This is a genomic window from Clostridium yunnanense (genome assembly GCF_016595795.1).
GTDB classification, from domain to species: Bacteria; Bacillota; Clostridia; order Clostridiales; family Clostridiaceae; genus Clostridium_AR; species Clostridium_AR yunnanense.
This window is the reverse complement of the sequence record NZ_JAENHN010000053.1, coordinates 179,954-203,623: the sequence shown is the minus strand read 5'-3', so window position 1 is coordinate 203,623 and position 23,670 is coordinate 179,954. Positions and strand designations below refer to the sequence as shown.

Below are 23,670 nucleotides of genomic sequence, written 5' to 3'. Positions count from 1 at the left end.
AAGCTGACATGTCAATGTGTATAGAAAAAAATAAGAAGAAATGTAAAAATATAAATTAATTACATACAAAGGTGGTATAATGGATTATAAGGTAATACTTGAACATTTATCTAGACTTCTAATAGCTTCTTTTTGTGGGATACTAGTAGGCTGGGAACGAAAAAGCAGAATGAAGGAAGCAGGTATTAGAACTCATTTTATTGTGGCCTTAGGAGCTGCTTTGATGATGATAATCTCAAAGTATGGATTTCAGGATTCAGAAGCGTTTCTAAAAGTCCCAATAGACCCCACAAGAATAGCAGCTCAGATTGTTAGTGGTGTTGGTTTCCTAGGAGCAGGAGCTATTTTTATGCAAAAAAATACTATTAGAGGTCTTACAACTGCAGCTGGAATTTGGGTAACAGCAGGTATAGGAATGGCTGTTGGTGCTGGAATATACTCTGTTGGGTTCGCGGCCACCATAATAATTATTATAGGGCAAACTGTTTTACATGCAGACTATAAATGGTTATCATCACCAAAGGCTGTGCCGGTAAATATTACGGCGACAAATCAAGAAAAAGTGGTTAAGGACATAAATGAGAGACTAAAAAGTAATGGGATTACCATTCTAAAAATAAAGATTATCAAAAGACATGAAGATGAACTTATAGATTTAAAGATGATTTTGAAAGTAAATCCATCTATTACACCTATTGATATTGTAGATATAATTGAAAGTGATAAAAATGTAAGGTCTGTAGAAGTTTAACTTTCATCCATACGGATATAGTGTATTAATATATGTTTCCATTATGAAAACTTAATTTTATAAATACAAAAGATTTAAATCAAAAAGCGATAAAGTTAGTATTTGTATTTAAAAACAAGTACTAACTTATGGGAGGAGATAAATTATGAATTATTTTGAAGAAAGTCTTAAGGTACATGAAGCACATAAAGGGAAAATAGAAGTTATCTCTAAGTTGAAAGTAGAAACAAGAGATGATTTAAGTCTTGCATATACTCCAGGAGTTGCCGAACCATGTAAGAAAATACATGAAAATAGAGATGATGTATATAAATATACAGCAAAAGGCAATTTAGTAGCTGTTGTAACTGATGGAACAGCAGTATTAGGACTTGGAGATATAGGTCCTGAAGCTGGACTACCTGTTATGGAAGGAAAAGCTATATTGTTCAAGGAATTTGCAGGTGTAGATGCATTTCCAATTGCTTTAGCATCTAAAGATCCGGATGATATTGTAAAAGCAGTAAAGCTAATTGCTCCAGGGTTTGGTGGCATTAACTTAGAAGATATATCTGCACCAAGATGCTTTGAGATAGAAGAAAGATTAAAAAAAGAGTTAGACATTCCAGTATTTCATGATGACCAACATGGAACTGCTGTAGTTGTTCTTTCTGGTGTAATTAATGCATTAAAAATAGTTGGAAAGAATATAAAAGATATAAAGGTGGTAGTAAATGGAGCTGGAGCTGCTGGTACTGCTATAGCTAAATTGTTATTATCACTTGGAGTTAAAAACCTTATTGCATGTGATAAGGTAGGAATTTTATATGACGGAATTGAGAATGTAGATTATGCAAAGAAAGCTTTAGCTAAGATATCAAATCCTGATAAAATACAAGGAAGTCTAGCTGATGCTTTAGTAGGAGCTGATGTATTTATAGGGGTATCTGCACCAGGAATATTAAAGGCAGATATGATTAAAAAAATGAATAAAGACTCTATAGTTTTTGCAATGGCAAATCCAGTACCAGAAATAATGCCAGATGAAGCAAAAGAAGCAGGAGTAAAAGTTATCGGAACAGGAAGATCTGATTTTCCAAATCAAATTAATAATGTCTTAGCTTTCCCAGGAATATTTAGAGGAGCATTAGATGTAAGAGCTAAGGAAATAAATGAAGAGATGAAGATTGCAGCAGCATATGCTATAGCGAACTTTGTAAAAGATGAAGAATTGACACCTGATAACGTGATTCCAAGTGCCTTAGATAAAGAGATAGCTAAGGTAGTTGCAGATGCAGTTGCAAAAGCAGCGAGAGAAACAGGAGTTGCTAGAGTTTAACATAATATAAAATCAATAATAAAATTAAAAATATGTCTAGCTTAAGATAGACATATTTTTTACTGTGAAAAAACCATATTTATGAATTGAAAAAGCATATATTGGGGGTTAGATATATGGGAAAAAGAATTTTGGTATTAGATACAACGTTAAGAGATGGAGAGCAGGTTCAAGGTGTAAAGCTTAACTTATATGAAAAGTTAAAAATTGCAGACCAATTAAAAAACTTAAATGTAGATATAATTGATGCAGGCTTTCCGGCTAGCTCAAAACAAGATTTTAAAACTGTAGAAACTATAGCTAAAAAGCTTGGAAGTTATACTTCAATATCTGCAATAGCTAGGGCTGTAAAGGATGATATTGATTTAGCATATAAATGCTTGAAGTTTGCTGACAATCCACTAATTCATATATCACTTGGGGTATCAGATATACATATTGATAAGAAGCTTAGAAAGACTAGAGAACAGATATTACTCCAAAGTGAAGAAGCTATAAAATATGCTAAAAGATTTTGTGATGATATTCAGTTTTCCTTTGAGGATTCAATAAGAGCAGACTTTGAGTATCTTTGGAAAAGTATTGAAAATGCTGTAAATGCAGGTGCAACAATAGTCAATATAGCAGATACAGTTGGATTTGGAGTACCTGAAGAGTTTGGGGATCTAGTTAATAAAATAAATTATCGTTTGAAGAACTTAAATGATAAAGCACTACTTAGTGTACATTGTCATAATGATATGGGGCTGGCAACGGCTAATACACTTGCAGCTATAAAGAATGGTGCTGATAAAATTGAAGGAACCATAAATGGCGTAGGTGAGAGGGCTGGTAATGCAGCTTTAGAAGAAGTTGCGATGACACTTAAAGTTCGTGAAGAGTATTATAAATCATATACTAATTTAATAACTACAGAGTTGAAGAAAACTTCAAGTTTAGTTAGTTATATAATGGGATTAGATGTAGCCTCAAATAAGGCGATTGTAGGAGCAAACGCTTTTAAACATTCTTCTGGAATTCATAAAGCTGGAGCAATTAAGAGTCGAGACGTATATGAAATAATTCATCCAGAAGATATAGGTAGAGAGGATTCTGATATAATCTTAACAATGCACTCAGGTAGAAGTGAGCTTAAGGATGCACTAATTAAGATGGGATTTGAAAGGTTTACTGATGAAGAGTTTAATCATATATTTGATAAGTTCCAAGAAATTGTGGAACTAAAAAAAGAGGTATATGACTATGATATTTACTTTCTTATAGAAGATATAGTTGAAGATAACACCTATTTAGGTGATGAAATAATTGAAAAACGAAAAAATCTTTATGAACTATTAGATTTACAGGTTATAAGTAATAGTATCTTTCCTTCTGCAAGTGTTAAGCTTAAGAGAGGTGACAAGATATATAAAAAAAGTAGTATAGGGAACGGTGCTGTAGATGCCTTATACACAGCTATAAAAGAAGTGACTGAATTAGACGTTGATTTAAGAGAATACAAGATAAGCAGTATATCTAGAGGTAAAGAGGCTTTAGGAAAAGTAACAATTAACTTAAGCCATAACAAAAAGAATTATATATCTAGAGCTATTGATACTGATATAATAAAGGCTAGTGCTATGGCCTTTATTAATGCTTTAAACAATATACTTATGGATAAAACAAAAACTAATTAAATTCTAATAGCTAGCTCATAGAGCGTCTCCTGTATAACCAATTAATTTCAACAATATTCTTAAATATAACTATAATAAATAAAAAAGCTGCTTATAATAAAGCAGCTTTTCCTCACATTCATGAGTAAAGGCAGATGCGTTAAAAAGTTTGCTTTAGCGACTTTTTTTATTGAGTATATGCTGATATACATGAATATTTAGGTAAAAAGAAAAAAAGTTATATTATATGCCATATATTATGTAGAAAACTACAAAAATTAGTGTATAATTTAAATCGAGAACAAATGTTTTGTGAGGATGAAAAGGAATGTATACCATTATTGATTTAATAGACAAGCTTATCGCTATAGAAAGAAATTCTGAAGAGGGTTATATAATACTTAGTGAAAGTAAAGAGTTGAGTGAAAGAGTACGAATAATTGCAAAGGTTTTCGCAAAAAGACACAAAAGACATGCTGATAAATATGCCGACATAAAAACAAAGATTGATGCTAATGTAAATATAGAGATAGACTTTTTTACTTATGACAAAGCTGTTAAATTGATATACGAATTTGTAAAATTAAAGAAGACTAATGTAGTTTATGTAAATGGGAAAGATCTTGTAGACACAGCTCTGAGATTTCAGAAAGAAGGGTTGGCCTTACTGCTAAGTATACATGGGCTTTTGATAAAATCCCATACCGATCCAGGAACTGAAAACTATAAGATACTGTTAGATATAATTGATGAAGAAAAGAAGCAGATAAGAGATTTAGAAAAATTTAAAAATGAAAGCGCTTAATTGCTTTAGAAGGTATGTTATTGAACTTGTTTGTTTAAATAATATGCCTTTTAATTTTTATAAAATTTATTTTTAGGTGCTGTTAAAGCACGGTGTTGAAATTAATTTCAACAGTATTCTTAAACATAGTTTATTATTAAAATGTGTGATGAAATATGTTATATACTGGTATTTGGTAATGCTTTTTTGCTAATATAAGTATATTTTAATTTAAAAATTCATTTAATATTGTAAATTCCTCTAAAAGGAATTGATAGATTATATAGAGAATATATATCTGTGCGTAGAATTTAGATTAATTAGTGTTCTTCTTAGTACAGTAAAGAAGTAAGTAGTCTAAAATTTATGCAGATAGAATTGAATCCGTTTAGTTTCAAATGTAAACAAAAGATAAAGTTTAGTTTTGGTGTATACGTTCTCTAAAATTTTTTAAATTTATTACTTTTAATTTAGGAGGAAAATATGTCTATCAAAAAAAGATTACCTTTAATAATGATTTTGTTATTAATTATGGCTATAGGAGCACTTTCAGTAGTTACTTATAATAACATGTCAAAGGCACTAATGAATCAAAGTGATGGTGAGATGAAGTCTTTAACAACAGAAGGAGTTAAAACTCTTGAAGCGTTAATAGAAAAAGAGAAGAAAGCAAATGATATGTTGGCAACTAAAAGTGAGTTTAGAGATATTCTTACTAGAAAAGGGAATGGAGAAGATTCAGAGGAACTAACGCAAAAGATTACAGATACTAATAATTGGCTAAGAGAGTATGTAAGAAATCAAACGAGTCTAGATAATGTTTTTGTAATTGATAAAAATTTTAGTGGTGTGTTGGACGGAAATTTCAACATGGGAGCAGAATATGATAATGAGGAGTTTGTGAAGACTGTTTTATCAGGAAAAACTGTTATAAGCAGCTCGATAACATCAAATTCTACAGGAAAAAGAATAATAGTATTTGCAACCCCTATATTGAGAGACGGAAATGTTATAGGAGCAGTAGGGTCTGCTGTAACTTGCGAAAGTCTTTCGAATTACTTAAAGGATTTAAGAGCTTCGTCTTCGCCATCAAGTTATTTATATATTGTAGATGGTACTGGAAACATAGTTTATCATCCTGATGATAAGAAGATAGGAAAGCTTGTAGAAAATGAAAAAATAAAACAAGTGGTTAACGAAGTGAAGAATGATTCAAACCTAAAGGGTCAAAAGGTTCAGTATACATATAATAAGGCTGAAAAAGTAGGCTATTATGAATTGATTTCAGGAATGAATTGGATTGTTGTTTTATCAGCTGATAAAGCAGAGGTAATGCAACCAATAACTGATATGATGAAAATGTACATAGTAATGGCTGCAATAATAATTGTTATATCTGCAGCTATTGGAATTGCAGCGTCACATAGGATTACATCTTCAATTTTAGATATAACTAAATTAGTAAATGATACTGCAGAGCTTAATCTTGTATATAATAAAAGATATGAAAAGTATGAAAGATATAAAGATGAAGTTGGGCTTATGTTCAAGTCAGTAACAAGCACAAGGAAAATATTGAGAGAGTTAGTTCAAAATCTTACCGAAGTATCAAACAAAATAAATGAAAATGCAATACTAGTAGAAGATATGACAAAAAACTTAAAAGCTTATGCGGATGAAACTTCTTTAGAGACAGAAACCTTATCTGCCAGTATGGAAGAGAGTGCAGCTACAGTTGAGGAGATATCAGCATCTTCTAGTGAAGTTAGCAATGCAATAGAAGTAATCTCAGAAAGAGCATCAGAAGGAAGCCTTCTAACAAACGATATTTCAGAAAGATCTAAAATTCTTAAAGATAGTTCTGTCAGTTCAGGTAAAAATGCTAAAGATATCTACTCTAGTGTTAGGGACCAGTTAGAAGCAGCTATAAAGAAGTCAGAGGCAGTAAAGCAGATTGAAGTGCTTGCTCAATCAATTTTAGAGATTACGGAGCAAACTAATTTACTTGCACTTAATGCAGCCATAGAAGCTGCAAGAGCAGGGGAAGCAGGAAAAGGTTTTGCAGTTGTTGCTGATGAAGTAAGAACCTTAGCTGAACAGTCAGGAAGTACTGCTTCTAATATTCAAAACATAGTAAAGACTGTAAATTCCTCTGTTAAAGATTTAAATAATCAAGCTTTAAGAGTATTGCAATTTATAGATACTCAGGTTTTAAATGACTATGAAAGCTCATCAAAATCCTCTGAGCAGTATAATTTGGATTCTATTAAAGTAAATAATATGATGTTGGAATTTAGTGCAACATCAGAAGAATTAACGGCAACCATTGAAAATATATCTACTGCTATAATCGACATCTCCGCAACGGTAAGCAACGGTGCAGCAGGAATTACAAGTATAGCAACTAAAACTTCAGAAGTTGTAGATAAGGTTAATATAATAGAAAATAGTGTTTTAAGAAGCAAAGAAAGCGCAGAAAGTCTAAGAGAAATAATATCTAAATTTAGATTGTAGTACATAGACTGCATTTTTAATTTGTTAAATAATTGGGAAAATTCATAGGAATATATTTATGGTTCATTAAAGTTTTTAAAAAAGTAGTGCAAATATAATAGTATTATTACAAATGTTACAAATATATGAACTAACTATTAACCTGTGTTTACAATTCTTTACAAATAATGTATAATATCAATAATATGAGAGTGTATCTAGGGTTCCGGTATATGTAGATGTACGACTGGTCCGAGCGATACAGGATTTTTTCTACACTTTTAGGACAAAAGCCTAAAGGACGAGTCTCGAGATGAGATTTGTCTTTTGGGCTTTTTTTTACTGTATAAGAAAATATGAAATTTTTATGTCGGTTCAACCTTAATATTTCGTTGATTTTAGAAGTTTTTATGTTTATACAGTAAAAAAATAAAACTTATTCGCCCGCCAAATTTTCCTTATATGCATTCGGAAAGGCAGATGCGTTAAAAAAGCCCACTGAAGAAGATCGCTTCAGCGACTTTTTTGTTTTAACACTGTGTTGAAATTAATTGGCCATTCCATCTGAAAAAACCATTTAATTCTAATAGCTCGCTCATAGAGCATCTCCTGCATAACCAATTAATTTCAAAAGTATCATTAAAGCATAGCTTGAATTTTATATAAAAATCAATGAAGGAGGTAGTATAAGTGGAAATAATTACAGTAAGAAACTTGTACAAAAAGTTTAAAGTTAAAACTAAGGAGCCAGGATTAAAAGGAAGTTTACGTTCAATTATCTCTCCAAGCTATCGGGAAATTGAAGCAGTAAATAATATTTCCTTTAGTGTTCAGAAGGGAGAGATTTTGGCTTTCATTGGTCCAAATGGTGCAGGAAAGTCAACAACTATAAAAATGATGACAGGCATACTTCATTCTAGTAGTGGGCACATTGAGGTTGCTGGAATGAATCCTGCGAAGGAGAGAAAGCAGTTAAGCTATAACATAGGAACTGTTTTCGGCCAGAAATCACAGCTGTGGTTTCACCTCCCTCCAATAGATAGTTTTAATTTATTAGGTAATATCTATGATATGGATAAAAACAAACTTAAAAGAAGGATAAACTATCTAAAAGAAATATTTGAGATAGAGGAACTTATGGATATACCTGTTAGAAAGCTTTCTTTAGGTCAGAGAATAAGATGTGAAATAGCAGCATCCATACTTCATGAGCCAGAAATAATATTTTTAGATGAGCCTACAATAGGATTGGATGTTGTAGTTAAGCAGAATATAAGAGATTTAATTATTAAGTTAAATAGTGAAGAAAAAACAACGATATTTTTAACCTCACATGATTCTGGAGATATAGAACAGCTATGTAAAAGAGCTATAATAATAAATCATGGAGAAATAGTATTAAATGAAAGCATAAAGGATCTTAAGCATAATTATTTAAATAAGAAAGTTATTAATATAAAGTATGATGCCTCAGTAAACATAATGGATAAAGATCTTAATATAATAAAAAATAAGGAAAATGCCTTAAAAGTTGAAGTTGATACATCAAATCAAGATATAGAAGTTGTTTTAAATAATCTAATAAATAAAGGAAGAGTAAAGGATATAACAATATCAGATCCTTCGTTAGAAGATATAATCTCTCATATATATAGATCTAATAGGGGAGGGGAAGTTCATGCGGCTAATTTATAAGTATCTACAAATATCAAAGATAAACATGTCTAACAACTTAGTTTACTTTTGGAATTTTATAAGCAAAAACTTATTCTTCGTATTTATAATGTTTATATATTTGATGCTTTGGAAGAACGTATATGGTAGCAAGGGCAATACAATAGCGGGATTTAGCTTAAATCAAATGATATGGTACTTGATATTTACAGAACTTGTAACCTTATCACGAACGGATATACATCTTCAAGTAAATGATGATGTAAAGACAGGTAATATAGCATATCTATTAAATAAACCTTATAATTACATCGCATATTGCTTTTCGTATTTTATAGGAGAATTAGGAATTAAACTGTTAACAAATGGTCTTATAGGAATAATAATTGGAGTGATATATGTAGGGCCGCTTAATAGCTTCAACTTAGTTTCTCTGCCTTTTATATTCATATCATTGGTGGTGGGTTGCATAATAAATTTTTTCATTTATATAACTATAGCGCTAACCTCATTTTGGTTTGAAGACAATAATGCTTTCTTTTGGATTTACTCAAAACTTATCTTTACATTAGGCGGAATGCTTATGCCTATAGAACTTTTCCCAAAATGGCTAAAGAATATCTCTAATTTTCTTCCTTTTTCTTACGTAACTTATGTACCTGCAAAATTAGCAGTTAATTTCTCTTTTTATGATTTTTCAAGGCAGTTTATGCTTCAACTTTTGTATCTTGGTATATTTATCTTCCTGTCAGCAGCAATGTATAGAAAGGGGGCAAGAAATCTAAATGTTAATGGAGGTTAGAAAATCAATAAAATTAATATTATATTATTTTAAATTCAACCTATCTGCCGTAATGGAATATAGAGTGAGTTTTTTAGTACAAGTTTTTGGAATGATACTAAATAATTCTGCGTTTATATTTTTCTGGTGGGTATTATTTAATAATGTAAATTCTATAGGAGGCTATGGGTTTAAAGATGTTATGATGCTTTGGTCTATAATGTCCACTAGTTTTGGAGTAAGCTTTTTGGTTTTTGGTAACGTAGGAAATATAACAAAAATGATACTAAATGGAGAATTAGATACTTATCTACTTCAGCCGAAAGATGCTCTTATAAACATACTATGTTCTAAAACAATAGTTTCAGCATGGGGAGATACTCTGTATGGAGTAATATTATTTATTATCATGAATGGCTTTCATATCAAAAGCTTTATGTTGTTCATTCTGTTCTGCATCACTGGAGCTCTCATATTTGCTTCAGTACTTATAACCTGTCATAGTTTTAGCTTCTATGCAGGCAATTTAGATAGTTTAGCTCAACTTGTAACTGAATTCATGATTAGTTTTTCAATATATCCAGAAGGTATTTTTAAAGGAGCAATAAAATATGTGCTTTATACAGCTATCCCAACAGTATTCATGGTTTATATTCCAGCAGAAATTGTAATAAATTTTTCTTTGATAAAAGCGCTAGAAGTTTTAGCAGTTACAGTAGTATGGATAACTATTGCCTATGTAGCATTTTACAATGGACTTAAGAAGTATGAGTCAGGTAATTTGATTATAAACAAACTATAGAAGTACAACTTAATTATAAAATATAGCCTATATTTGAGTTGCTCATCGATAAAACTAAATATTATTTTAATTAAACTATATTAAAATGCTACTGTTATTTTATAATAATTGTAGCATTTTTTATTCTTTAGAAATAAGTCGCTTCTGTGATTATTGGCTAATAATTATTTGCAGAAGTTAATATTTAAACAAAAGAATAATGCAAGTTATAGTAATTAATAACAGATGTAAGGACAAGAAGTTTGGAGAATGAAGTTATGCTATAATTAAAAAGGATAGCATAATCCTAAGAATATTTTTAAAGCTTTTTAGAGCCTAAAGCTGAATTTAAAAATATAAATTATGTTAGTAAGTTATACAGTGAAAAAATGGGATATAATTTTAGATGGGATTTTTTACAAGAGTTATGTTTTTATATAGGAGGAGTAACATCAGAAATGAATTTAGATTTAGATATGAATACAAAAGATTTTAATGATAGAGCTTTAGAAGTTTTAAATAAATACTATGGATATAGTTCTTTTAGACCTGGGCAGAAGCAGATTATAGATGAAATTTTAAATGGTAATGATGCTGTAGCCATTATGCCAACAGGTGGAGGAAAGTCTATATGTTATCAAGTTCCTGCAATGATTGTAGAAGGACTTACAATTGTCGTTTCTCCTTTGATATCACTTATGAAGGATCAAGTAGATGCAATTAGAGATATAGGAATCGAGTCAGCATATATAAACAGTACCTTATCGAGTAGAGAGATAGATGAGATTTTTCAATTAGCATTGGAAGGAAATTTGAAAATACTATATGTTGCTCCAGAAAGACTTGAAACTTCACAGTTTTTGGACTTAGTATCTAAAGTTCAGGTTGGTTTAGTAGCTATTGATGAGGCGCATTGTGTATCACAGTGGGGACATGATTTTAGAACTAGCTACAGGTTTATCAAAAGTTTTATAAGTATATTAAAAGTAAGGCCTATAGTAGCAGCGTTTACTGCAACTGCTACAAATGAAGTAAGAGAAGATATAATAAAACTTTTAGGGTTAAGAGAGCCTAAGGTTTTCATATCTGGATTTGATAGAGCAAATATAAAGATAAAAGTCGTTAAAGGTGTTAATAAAAAGAAATATATTGTTGACTTCATAAAGAAGAATATTGATTCAGCTGGAATTATATATGCTGCTACCAGAAAAGAAGTGGATTCTCTTTATGAGCAATTAAGTGGTAAAGATATAAGTTGTACTAGATATCATGCGGGACTAGGTGATGAAGAGAGAAGCAAGAATCAAGAAGATTTCGTTTATGATAGATATAATGTAATGATTGCTACAAATGCTTTCGGGATGGGAATAGATAAACCTAATATTCGATATGTTATTCATTATAACATGCCTAAAAATATAGAAGGATATTATCAGGAGATTGGTAGAGCAGGAAGAGATGGGGAAGAGAGTGAGGCTATACTTTTATTTTCTCCCGGAGATATACATACACAAAAGTATATTATCGATATTGGAACTGGTAATGAATCACGAAAAGTTAACGAATATAAGAAACTTCAAAGCATGACTGATATGGTATATAGTAATGATTGTTATAGAAAATATATACTGAATTATTTTGGTGAACAATATGATAAACACTGTAACAACTGCAGTAACTGTGAAGTAGAAGGCGAGCTTACAAACAAAACTCTAGATGCACAAAAGGTTCTATCCTGTGTGTTTAGGATGAAAAGATCATATGGAGCAACAGTTCTAATAGATACTTTAAGAGGTTCAGAGAATAAAAAGATAAAGGATCTAGGTTTTCACAGACTTTCAACCTATGGAATAATGAAAGATTACTCAAAAGATGATCTTAAAAATTTTATAAACACTTTAGTTTCACATAGGATATTGAGCTATGATGAAGGTGAATATCCTGTGGTAAGATTAAATGAAAGGTCTATGGCTGTACTCAGAGGTGAAGAAGAGGTTTGGTTTAAAGAAATACAGAAAGTAAGCAAGATCATAGAAGACAATGCGTTATTTGATATACTTAGAAATCTCAGAAGAGAAATTGCTGTTCAAGAAAAAGTACCACCATATATTGTATTTGGAGATTCAACTTTGAAGGAAATTAGCGGAAGAATGCCAAGAACTATGGAAGAGCTTAGTGATATATCTGGAGTAGGTGAGCTTAAGCTAAATAAGTATGGGGAAAGATTTCTTAATGTGGTTGTAGAGTATGTGGAAAGTAATAAAATTGAAGTGCAGTTTGATTATAAGAACAAAGAAAAGAATACAAAGACCAATACTGAACAAATGAAGTTAGACGAAGTAACTTCTAAAAAAGCGAAAACAGTAAAAGAACCAAAAGAAGGAAAGAAAAAGTCCTTTATGCTAACAATTGATATGCTTAGAGAAAATCTTAGTTTATTAAAGATAGCAAAAGAGCGTGAAATAACTATTTCTACTGTGTGTAGCCACTTAGAGCAGTATGTTTTGGAAGGAAATCAAATAGATTTTTTAGTAGATTTTAGCGATATACTTAGTAAAGAGCAAGAAACAGTTATACTAGAAGTAGTCAAAGAACTTGGCGATGATAAACTTAAGCCAATAAAAGAAAAGGTTGACGATGCCATAACTTATGATCACATAAAGGTGGCATTGTTAAAGAAGAGATTAGCAATATGATTTTTTATGGGGTGAGGGTATGATATTTTATTTTTCAGGTACAGGTAATTCACTATATGTAGCTAAGAGTATAGCTAAAAATATAGGTGATGATTATACGTCGATAGCATCAGTAATAAATGATTCTAGTGAAGAATATGTTTATTGCTTAAAAGAAAATGAAGCTATAGGTTTTGTTTTTCCAACTTACGCTTGGGCAGCACCAAAGGTAGTAGAAGCCTTTATAGATAAGTTAATATTAAAAAATTATAAAGATAATTATGTTTATGCTGTAGCCACTTGCGGAGAAAATAGTGGACATTTATTAAAAGCCTTTGAAAAATTAATAAAAGAAAAAAATATTATTTTAAATAGCGGATTTGTGGTTCGCATGCCAAATAACTATATTGTATCTTCAGATATTGATAATGAGAAGATTACTGAAGAAAAACTTAGCAAGGCAAAAGATTATGTAGAATATATAACTGAAAATATAAAGAATAGAAAATCAAATGTATTTGAAAGTGTAAACACTTTTTATGATAAGCCTCTAACAAAGATAGTTAGTCCTCTTTTTAACAAATTTGCATTGAATAACACCAAAAAGTTTTATGCAAACAGTAAATGTATTTCTTGTGGATTATGTGAAAAGATTTGTGTTTCTAATACTATAAAAGTCAATGGAAAACCTAAATGGGGAGAAAAGTGTACACAATGCTTAGCATGTATAAATTGGTGTCCTGTCAAAGCAATACAATACGGAAAAGGAACAGAGAAAAGGAATAGATATACTAATAAAAATATAAAATCTAATGAGTTAGTAATTAGATAATCATAAATACTTATAAAATTTTGAATCTTATCATTTAGTAAAAATAAAACTAATCTAAATATGGAACTACAAATATATGGATGTACTATTTTGTAATGAAATTTATTTTCTTTAAATCCTCTCACTAGTAGCGGTGAGAGTTTTAAAAATAGATTTCGGCTCGAAGTGGTACATCTTTAATTTTGCTTCTATATGACAAGGTTAAATATTATATCAAGTTTATTATGAAAATACAATGATTATCATCATAAAAACTTAAATAATATTAAATTAATCCATAGATACTAATGAAAACGTTAGTAAAATCTTATTTTCATAAAAATGAGCCGTTTTTCATTGAAAAATTAACAGATTGTTGATAGCCCCCTTTAAGATTCATAAAATAAGAATATGAAATAATTTAAATTTTAAAGGCGTAGTTTAGTAATTTTGACTACTGAAAAATAATATTAAAAAGGGGGAAAATTTTATGAACGGGGTAAACGGAGCAGATACAACCTTTGTAATCTTTGCAACAGCATTAGTTATGTTAATGACTCCAGGTCTAGCATTATTTTATGGAGGAATGGTAAGAAGAAAGAATGTACTAAGTACTACAATGCATAGCTATGCAGCAGTAGCAATAGTATCAATTCAATGGATTCTTATCGGATATACATTATGTTTTGGAACGGATATTGGTGGGATTCTAGGAGGATTCAATTTCTGGGGGCTAAATGGTGTAACCTTCGCACCAAATGCTGATTATGCAGCTACAATACCTCATCAAGCATTCATGTTATTCCAACTTATGTTTGCAATAATAACTCCAGCTTTAATATCTGGAGCAGTAGCTGAAAGAGTTAAATTTTTATCTTTTGCAGTATTCATATTACTTTGGAGCACTTTTGTGTATGATCCTGTTGCGCACTGGGTATGGGGTGTAGGTGGATGGATTAGAAACCTTGGTGCATTAGATTTTGCAGGAGGTAATGTTGTTCATATAAGTTCAGGTGTTTCAGCGTTAGTTTTCGCAATAGTACTAGGTAAGAGAAAGAGATTAGAAACAATAACTCCACACAATATACCAATGACAGTTCTTGGGGCAGGAGTGTTATGGTTTGGGTGGTTTGGATTTAACGCTGGTAGTGCTTTAGCTATAAATGATGTTGCACTTAATGCATTTATAACAACAAATACCTCTGCTGCTATGTCAGCAATCAGCTGGGGATTATGTGAATATATCCACAGAAAGAAAGTCACTTCACTTGGTATAGCAAGTGGTGCTGTTGCTGGTCTTGTTGCTATAACTCCAGGCGCTGGATTTGTAACTCCAATCTCAGCATTAGCGATAGGTCTTTTAGGTGGAGCAATATGCTTCTACGCGGTAACTGTGCTTAAGAAAAAGTTCGGATATGATGATGCTTTAGATGCTTTTGGATGTCATGGAATAGGCGGTATATGGGGTGGTATAGCAACTGGTATATTCGCTTCAAAAGCAGTAAATTCAGCAGGAGCAGATGGCTTAATATACGGAAACATTAATCTTTTAGGGGCTCAATTAGTTGCTATACTGGCAACAGTTGCATATTCTGCTATAATTACATTTATAATATTAAAAGTAATGAATGCAGTATCAGCTTTAAGAGTAAAAGATGAAGATGAACAAGCAGGATTAGATGTATCACAACATGGTGAAGATGCTTACGGTGGAATTATCTAATTAGCAATATGATTGAAAAGGAGGCTATATAAATGGGAGAAAAACTTAGCAAGATTGACATAATAATATCACCAGCTAGATTCGATGAATTAAAAGATGCATTGTGTGCTATAGGTATAACAGGGATGACTGTATCAAATGTATTAGGCTGTGGTATGCAAAAAGGTCATAAGGAGTATTATAGAGGTTTAGCTGTAGAAATGAATTTACTTCCTAAAATAAAACTAGAAATCGTAGTTTGTGATGTTCCAGTTGATTTAGTAGTGGAAACAGCTAAGAAGATACTTCATACAGGAAAAATTGGGGATGGAAAGATTTTTGTCTATGATGTGGAAAATGTTATAAGAATAAGCACTGGACAAGAAGGAAGAGATGCGCTTCAGTATTCAAAAGAATAAATGTTATTTACTCAACAAAGAAAAATCGAACAGGATAAACTCCTGTTCGATTTTTTTACTGTAAAAAATTACTCCAGTGTCTTAAATTCATAGCCTTGAGCTCTTAAATACTCAATTATACTAGGTAAGGCATTAGCAGTTTCTTCTTTACCATAGGTATCGTGCATAAGTATGACTACTTTTTTCTTGCCACCGACAGATTCTTTAACCATTTGAAGTAATTCTTGAGAATTCTTTTTCTTTCCTTCTGCATCTGAATCGGAGGCGTTCCAATCTACGGATATATATTTTTCTTGTTTTAACCGTTGGTCAAAGTTAGGAAGATTGGAATCGTGATAGTAAGATCTACTCATGTATCCGCCGGGAAGTCTTATGAGTCTAGTATTAAAGTTGTTTCCTAGGATGTCTTTCAAGATAGTATTTGTTTTATATACTTCTGTCATAAAGTAGTCGGTATCTATCTTATTATTAGGGTATAGTTTGTTTAAATCATGTGAATAAGTGTGGTTGCCAATAGCGTTACCGTTAGCATAGATATTGCTAACCAAGCTTCTACTAATAGAATTTTTTTGTATATTATTGCCGAGTAGAAAAAATGTTGCATTTATATTATATCTTTTCAATGTGTCTAAAACTTTTGGAGTAACAGTAGTAGATGGGCCATCATCGAAGGTTAAATACGCAGTTTTCTTTCCATCCTCTAAGAGGGCATCTTCAAACCTAGTTGAAGTTTTAGTTTGATTTATAGGAATTGTATTATTAATAGGAGTATTAGTATTGGTATTAGTATTGTCAGAAATGTTTTTAGAATATAATACGGAATTTATATCAAGATACTTGAAGTTAAAAACGGAACTATAATCTTCATAATTAGTTATCATATTCTTTTCGTCATATGGATACGAAAAATCACTCTGTTTATCAGTGAGATCATAATTATTACTAATAATATACCTATCAATTAGGATTAGGGTGGAGAGTATTAGAGTTAGAATAAGAAAAACAATTAAAAATACTAAGAACTTCAGCGTCTTCATAAGTTTTGTAAAAGTCTTATTTACAAACTTAAAAATCTTTAACATAATTAAATTTATTACCTCCCTCAAACGAAAAGTAATTATAGAACATAGCCAATTTATAATATGCTGGCAGAGTTGAAAAGGGAATAGAGATAATATTACAATGTTGTTACTTTTCTTATAGTTTCATGATAGAATTTTAGCAGGGTGACGAATAGAGAGGTAAGGTTAGCTTTAACTATGTTCATTAAGGGAGTTTATAGTTTCTAACTTGAAGATCATATCTCCAATGAATAGTTTTAGGTTTAAAGTTGTCCGTCTTTATTGATAACTGCATAGTTAATAAGGTATAATTTTAAGATATAGATATCTAGACTTAATACGGTTATCAAAACTGGGAGGATTAAGAATGAATTTTATTTATAGATTAAAGATGAGGTCAAAACTCATATTAGCATTTACAGTAATATCGCTTTTTAGTGGAGTGATGGGATGGGTTGCATTAAAAAATATTAGAGTTCTCAATAGTAATAGTGCTATTATGCATGAAAGAAATTCAAGGGTAATAAAAGATATTACTTTAGTTAAGTCGAATTTAGTCCAAATTAATCTTGATATTTATATGATATTGGATCAAAGAAATTCTAATAAAGTAAAAACTTTAGTAGACGAAATAAATACCTTGAAATTCGAGGATGATAAATTACTAGAGGATTATGAGAAACATATAGTAGACAGTGAAGATAGGAAACTATTTGGTGAGTTAAAAAATATATTGAGTATATATAGGCAATATAGAGAAAGATTGCTAGCATACATAGATGAAGAGAATTATGATAAAGCGTGGATCGTATATAATGATTTAGAAATAGTAAGTGATAATATAGTAAAAAATACTGAAAATTATATTGAATTTAATTCAAGAGTTGCTGAGAAGTATGACAAGTATAATAAACAGTTATATCATGATACTATTGTATCAACCATTGTTATAGGGGTATTGGGTTTTGTTATTTCAATACTGGTAGGTTATTTTATTGCTTATAGGATTTCTGGTAAAATAAAGACCATATTAGATTTTGCAAAATCTTTGACTGAAGGAAATCTTGAACACAAAATAATCATGAAATCCCAAGATGAGATTGGTCAGTTAGCAATCGAATTAAATAAAGCTGCTGATAAAAGAAAAGAATACGAAGAAAACTTAATGAGTAGTTATGAGGAGCTTGAAGCATCCTATGAAGAAGTTAGAGCTTTAGAGCAGGAATTAAGAGAAAAATATAACGATTTAGAAGCTTCATTTGAGGAAATAACAGCATTAGAACAAGAGCTAAGAGAAAAGTATACAGAGATATCAATCAATGAGGAACTACTAAGAAATAATGAAGAGTGGTACAAGCTTATAACTGAGGCATCTTACGATGCGCTTTGGGATTGGAATATAAAAGAAGGAAAGATGTTTTTTTCAGATCAATGGTACAAGGTATTAGGATACGATAAGGAAAAAACTATTGATATGGATTGGAGCAAGTTAATTAATGAAGAAGATTACGAAAGACTTCAGAATGTTATCAGAGAAAATTGGGAGAGTAAGAGTTCAGTCTTTACAGTAGAGTACAGAATCAAAGATGTTAATGGAATATACACATGGATGCAAACCATAGGAAAAACATTATTTGATTCAGAAGGAAAACCCTATAGGTTAGCTGGATCACATAAAAATATAACTGATATAAAGGAATATCAACATAGATTAGAATACATAGCATACCATGATTATTTAACTGATTTACCTAATAGGCAGTATATGCATAAAGTAGCAGAGCAGTATTTTGATAATAAAGATGTCTGTGAACTCAGTAAAAGTGCATTAATATTTGTTGATATTGATAATTTTAAGTACATAAACGATACTTTAGGACACAACTTTGGTGATTTTTTAATTTGTGCTATTGCTGATAGACTTAATAGAATCAAGGGAGCAGAGGATTTATTGATTAGATTAGGTGGAGATGAGTTTGTAATAATACTAAATTCTATTGAAGATAGGATGCAGGTAGAGCATTTCTGTAGTGATATGCTGAAGTGTTTTGAATCATCATTTAACGTGGACAGTAATTACTTGCAAGTTACATCCAGCATTGGAATAGCAATTTTCCCTGAAGACGGTAAAGGAATAGATGATCTTTTGACTAAAGCAGATATTGCAATGTATAGATCAAAAAGTTTAGGTAAAAACAACTACACATTCTACCATTCAGGAATGAATGATAAAGTGATAGAGAGAATGGAAATTGAAAGATATTTAAGAAATGCATTAGATAAAAACGAATTTATTCTTTATTATCAACCTCAAGTTGATGCTAATACTGGTAAGATATGCAGCTTTGAGGCTCTAATTAGATGGAATAGTCCAGAATTAGGTTTTGTACCTCCTGATAGATTTATTACTTTAGCAGAAGAAAATCATAGGATAATAGATATTGGAAACTGGGTACTAAGAAGTGCTTGTGAGTTTATAAAAGAGGTACATACAGATGGGCATGATAACTGTTATATATCAATAAATGTATCAGTAATTCAATTGATGCAAAGTGATTTTGTAGACAATGTTTTAAAAATTATAAATGATATTAAAATAGACCCTAATTATATTGAGTTGGAAATTACTGAATCTATATTTATCGAAACCTATGACAGCATAAGTGATAAGTTGAATAGATTAAGAGAGATAGGAATTAAAATAGCTCTTGATGATTTTGGTAAGGGCTACTCCTCATTAAGTTATCTGAAACAACTACCTATAAGTACTTTAAAAATTGATAAGACATTCATAGATGATGTTGCTGAAGAACACAAGATATCTTTAGTAGAGAATATAATAGATATAGGACATAAAATGAATCTAAAAGTTGTTGCAGAAGGTGTAGAGACTGAGGAGCAGTTAAATTATCTAAATAAATATAGCTGTGATAGGATACAAGGCTATTACTTTAGTAGGCCGGTTCCTCAAAGGGAAGCAATTAGTTTGCTTAATAAATAAAATAGATAAATAGAAAGAAGCTTAGCAGTGAAAAAATTTCAATGCTAGGCTTTTTTATTGTGTAAGAAAATTGATTAGGCGTTTTTTTATTAAATTAATTATGAGATTATGGAAACAATATATTATAGAGGTGGTGAATTTTCTTTTGAAAGATATAAATAAAATTTACAGAATGAATGAAAGAAATATACAGTATTACTTAGATTCTTCAAGTAAGATAAACCCAAAGAGGCAATCATTTAAAGTTGCGTCTGTCTACGCAATAGTAGGTATTATTTGGATTGTAACCTCTGATAACTTGGCAGTATATGTAGCTGGGCGTGATAATTTATATGAGCAAATTCAAACCTACAAAGGGTGGGTGTTTGTATTATTAACGACTTTAGTTATATACATATCCATTAGAAACAGTTTAATGCTTTTTGATAAGGCACTAAATGAGATCTATCAAAATTATGATGAATTAAATAAATCTCACGAAACTTTACTAGAACTAGAAGGAGAAATAGAAAGACAACTTCAAGATCTCCACATATTAGCATATTATGATACTTTCACAAAGCTACCTAACAAACACCTATTAGAAAAAGAGATAAAAAACCTAATTAATAGTTCTAAAATTGAAAGTTTAACTAATAAATTTGCTTTTATATGTCTAACAATAGATAACTTAGCAGATATAAACGATATATTAGGGCATAAATATGGTGATTTACTTATAAAAAATGTAGGAAACACACTGAAGGATATAATAAATAATCCAAATAAGATTTCGAAATTGAAAGAAGATATGTTTGCTATTATATTATTAAATATAAAAGATAAAAATGAAGTTGTGGATAAAGTAAATAATATCCTTTTAAAATTAAAAAGGGGCTGGAAGATAAACAATCAAGAGTTCCATATTTCATATAACTTAGGGATTTCCTTATACCCTATTGATGGAAGTAATTTTAACGATCTATTAAAGAATTCCAATATGGCATTATCAAAAGTAAAAAGCTTGGAAAAGGATAAAGTTTCGTTTTATGATAAAACAATAGAAGAGAGAAATGTAGTTAAAATAAATCTTATTAACGAGATTATACATGCCATTGAAAATGAACAATTTAGTTTATTCTACCAACCTATAGTTGATTTGAAAAAAAATGTAGTAATAGGGGTTGAAGCTTTAATTAGGTGGATTCATCCTAAAAAAGGATTTGTGTCACCAATGGATTTTGTACCTTTAGCTGAGAGCATGGGTCTTATTGATAATATTGAAAAGTGGGTATTTAAGCAAGCATTGATGCAAAAGAAAAGTTGGAATGAAAAAGGATACAAATCTATAAAGATATCTATTAATTTATCTTCTAAGAGAATGAATAATGACTGCTTTATAGATGAGTTGTGTTCTATGACAAATAGTATGGAAATTGATAGAGAAGAAGTACAATTAGAGATTACTGAAACTTCAGTGATAGATAATTTGGAAATAGCGGGTATAATGCTAAATAAATTGAGAAGCATGGGATTCAAAATTGCATTAGATGATTTTGGAACGGGATATTCATCACTTACCTATATAAATTCTCTTTCGATGGATGTGGTTAAAATAGATAAGGAATTCATAAAATCAATATCTAATAAAAATAAGAATGCAATCATAGTAACGGCAGTTATGAACTTAATACATAGTCTTGATTTAGTTGTAGTAGCAGAAGGGATTGAAAATATTGAACAAAAGGAATTTTTGAAGCTAAATGGTTGTGATATGGGGCAAGGCTTTTTATATAGCAAGGCTTTGCCGGCAGTGGAGGTAGAAAAGTTATTTACTATAAAATTCGAATAAAAAGGTCCATATAAGCTAAGTCTATATAAGAAAAGAAAGGGGCGTTTCTATGTTTGGAAAGTATGTAGAAATAATTTTTACATCCATATCTGTTCTTATTGTTGTATGGGCTGTTTTAGTACTTGTTGTTGATAGAGAAAAGGCATGAATAGTTGGTTGGTTCTGATATATTGAGTATAATATTATTAAAAAGTGGTCAGAGGTTTCTATGAGAAATAATAATATAAGAGAAGCACAACAATTATGGGCAAAATATAAATATTGCATAATGGAAAGATCTTATTATGAATATAAAAAAATAAGTAAGTATTTTTCAGAAGATAATGTTAAACTAGATGAAATAAGACAAATATTAGGTAGTGCATTACTTATGGATTTATCTAAGGGACAGGTAATAAATACATTGCAGCATGTTTGGGGCTATTTTAAGAAGATAGCGGATGAACAAGAAAAAATAAGTTTTTTTAGTTCTTTAAAAATGTACGAGAATGATGAATGTACCTTACAGGAAGTGAAAGTTCTCCTTTATGAACTAGCTAGCAAGTATAATATAAAATATTTGCTAGATAGTTTTTATTTTAAAACTAGCCAGGAGTATGATTTATATGAATAGCAGTGAATTAATAGACTTATTATATAAATTATGTGTTAAATTTGTGTAATAATTATATAAAGACACATAATTTCACACACTCATCTCACAGTTATTATAAAGATACGTTTTATAATAAATATATATGTATGTACCACTTAGTAATAAAATTTATATTTTTAAATTCTCTCACCAGAAGCCGTGAGAGTTTTAAAAATAGATTTCGGTACGAAATGTTATATCTTAGAAGATAATACTGTATGAGAGGTTGATAGGTGTGAAAAAGAAATATGTGTATACCTGTATGGTTGTAGGCATAATTATAATAGTTTTTATAGGATACAGGAATAATGGACAGGCTAAGGTTTTGGCTGATAAAAATGAAGCTATTACAAGTTCTACTAATACATCAGAAAATACAAGTAAGTTAATAACTGAACATAAGCAAATAGATGATGAAAAGATAAGAGAAATAGAAGAGGTTCAGGAAATAAAAGTAAACAAACAAAAGAAACTAGATGAACTTAAAGCAAAGGTTGAAAAGATTATTAAAGAGGATATGAATAATGTTGGGGTAGCTTATTATGATTTAAATTCTGATTTAGGCTTTAATATAAATGGTGAAAAGATCTTTGGAGCGGCTAGTACCGTAAAAGTTCCTATTAGCATGGCTACCGTTGACCTAGTAAAAGAAAATAAATTAACTATGGATCAAGGCGTTGTTTACTCTTCTCAGGATTATGAGGATGGCGCTGGAATATTACAGGGGACCAGTACACTAAGGGAGCCAATAAATATAAGTACATTAATTGATTATTCGATAAAGTATTCAGACAATATAGCTGTAAATATGCTATTGAAGACTATAACACCAGAGTATAAATACTCTTATATTGAGAATATAGTCAAGCATACGGTAAATAGAGAGGAAAATGAATCATCAGCTTTAGATTCTTTAGAAATATTGAAAAAGTTATATTTTAATAAAGACAATAATGAGTATTACAAGACAATTATCGAGGATATGAAAAATACAGTTTATCATGATAGAATTGATAAGTACATACCACAAGAAATGGTTGCACATAAGATTGGGGACTACGATGATTACGTAAATGACATAGGAATAATATATGCTGATGAACCTTATATATTAACAGTATTTACAAAGGATACTAATGGGAATCCTGATGAACTTATAGCAAAACTCTCTAAGTGTATATATGACAATAGATAAAGTTGAAATGTTATAATATTAATATTACAATTACCTTAAATATAAAATTATATATGAAACTTGTAATAATGTTGGTGCTTTTAACTGTTTATGAGATAAAGTAT

17 protein-coding genes are annotated in these 23,670 nt (G+C 30.3%); 16 read left to right on the top strand and 1 reads right to left on the bottom strand.

Going from position 1 to position 23,670, the window contains the following annotated elements; all coding sequences use genetic code 11:
- Positions 1–79 precede the first annotated feature (79 nt).
- From JHL18_RS20505 to JHL18_RS20450, 12 genes are all read left to right on the top strand, one after another.
- Positions 80–751 (top strand): MgtC/SapB family protein, encoded by a 672-nt coding sequence (locus JHL18_RS20505; protein ID WP_200272693.1) that lies wholly within the window; start codon positions 80–82, stop codon positions 749–751.
- Positions 752–896: 145 nt separating this feature from the next.
- Positions 897–2,069 (top strand): NAD(P)-dependent malic enzyme, encoded by a 1,173-nt coding sequence (locus tag JHL18_RS20500; RefSeq protein ID WP_200272692.1) that lies wholly within the window; start codon positions 897–899, stop codon positions 2,067–2,069.
- A 116-nt stretch (positions 2,070–2,185) separates the two neighbouring features.
- Entirely contained in the window at positions 2,186–3,745 is a 1,560-nt protein-coding gene (locus tag JHL18_RS20495; RefSeq protein ID WP_200272691.1) for a 2-isopropylmalate synthase, read from the top strand.
- Between the two features lie 307 nt (positions 3,746–4,052).
- Positions 4,053–4,529 carry a hypothetical protein gene (locus tag JHL18_RS20490; protein ID WP_200272690.1) on the top strand — a complete coding sequence of 159 codons (477 nt, stop codon included), beginning with the start codon at positions 4,053–4,055 and terminating at the stop codon, positions 4,527–4,529.
- Between the two features lie 462 nt (positions 4,530–4,991).
- Positions 4,992–7,022: a methyl-accepting chemotaxis protein gene (locus JHL18_RS20485; protein ID WP_200272689.1), complete on the top strand. Its 2,031-nt coding sequence runs from the start codon at positions 4,992–4,994 to the stop codon at positions 7,020–7,022.
- 669 nt (positions 7,023–7,691) lie between these two features.
- Positions 7,692–8,696: an ATP-binding cassette domain-containing protein gene (locus JHL18_RS20480; protein WP_200272687.1), complete on the top strand. Its 1,005-nt coding sequence runs from the start codon at positions 7,692–7,694 to the stop codon at positions 8,694–8,696.
- Positions 8,680–9,477 carry an ABC transporter permease gene (locus JHL18_RS20475; protein ID WP_200272685.1) on the top strand — a complete coding sequence of 266 codons (798 nt, stop codon included), beginning with the start codon at positions 8,680–8,682 and terminating at the stop codon, positions 9,475–9,477. The genes JHL18_RS20480 and JHL18_RS20475 overlap by 17 nt, the downstream gene beginning before the upstream one ends.
- Positions 9,467–10,258 (top strand): ABC transporter permease, encoded by a 792-nt coding sequence (locus tag JHL18_RS20470; protein ID WP_243278033.1) that lies wholly within the window; start codon positions 9,467–9,469, stop codon positions 10,256–10,258. The genes JHL18_RS20475 and JHL18_RS20470 overlap by 11 nt, the downstream gene beginning before the upstream one ends.
- A gap of 437 nt (positions 10,259–10,695) precedes the next feature.
- Positions 10,696–12,933: a DNA helicase RecQ gene (gene recQ, locus JHL18_RS20465; RefSeq protein WP_243278032.1), complete on the top strand. Its 2,238-nt coding sequence runs from the start codon at positions 10,696–10,698 to the stop codon at positions 12,931–12,933.
- Positions 12,934–12,952: 19 nt separating this feature from the next.
- Positions 12,953–13,744 (top strand): EFR1 family ferrodoxin, encoded by a 792-nt coding sequence (locus tag JHL18_RS20460; protein WP_200272681.1) that lies wholly within the window; start codon positions 12,953–12,955, stop codon positions 13,742–13,744.
- A gap of 469 nt (positions 13,745–14,213) precedes the next feature.
- Positions 14,214–15,446, top strand: a complete 1,233-nt coding sequence (locus JHL18_RS20455) for an ammonium transporter (RefSeq protein WP_200272679.1) — start codon at positions 14,214–14,216, stop codon at positions 15,444–15,446.
- A 32-nt stretch (positions 15,447–15,478) separates the two neighbouring features.
- On the top strand, positions 15,479–15,844 hold the full coding sequence (locus JHL18_RS20450) for a P-II family nitrogen regulator (RefSeq protein ID WP_200272677.1): 366 nt from the start codon (positions 15,479–15,481) through the stop codon (positions 15,842–15,844).
- Between the two features lie 68 nt (positions 15,845–15,912).
- Here the strand turns inward: JHL18_RS20450 and JHL18_RS20445 are convergent, their stop codons facing one another.
- Entirely contained in the window at positions 15,913–16,926 is a 1,014-nt protein-coding gene (locus JHL18_RS20445) for a polysaccharide deacetylase family protein (protein ID WP_243278029.1), read from the bottom strand.
- 346 nt (positions 16,927–17,272) lie between these two features.
- Here JHL18_RS20445 and JHL18_RS20440 point away from each other — a divergent pair, with 346 nt between their 5' ends.
- The 4 genes from JHL18_RS20440 to JHL18_RS26070 all read left to right on the top strand — a co-directional run bounded on the left by JHL18_RS20440 (position 17,273) and on the right by JHL18_RS26070 (position 23,566).
- Positions 17,273–19,906, top strand: coding sequence for an EAL domain-containing protein (locus JHL18_RS20440; protein WP_200272675.1), 2,634 nt, complete (start codon positions 17,273–17,275; stop codon positions 19,904–19,906).
- Positions 19,907–20,051: 145 nt separating this feature from the next.
- Positions 20,052–21,737 (top strand): putative bifunctional diguanylate cyclase/phosphodiesterase, encoded by a 1,686-nt coding sequence (locus JHL18_RS20435; protein ID WP_200272673.1) that lies wholly within the window; start codon positions 20,052–20,054, stop codon positions 21,735–21,737.
- Between the two features lie 208 nt (positions 21,738–21,945).
- The gene (locus JHL18_RS20430) at positions 21,946–22,350 is read left to right on the top strand and encodes a YbgA family protein (protein WP_200272671.1); all 405 of its coding nucleotides are present in this window, start codon (positions 21,946–21,948) and stop codon (positions 22,348–22,350) included.
- A 256-nt stretch (positions 22,351–22,606) separates the two neighbouring features.
- The gene (locus JHL18_RS26070) at positions 22,607–23,566 is read left to right on the top strand and encodes a serine hydrolase (RefSeq protein ID WP_200272669.1); all 960 of its coding nucleotides are present in this window, start codon (positions 22,607–22,609) and stop codon (positions 23,564–23,566) included.
- Positions 23,567–23,670: the final 104 nt, after the last annotated feature.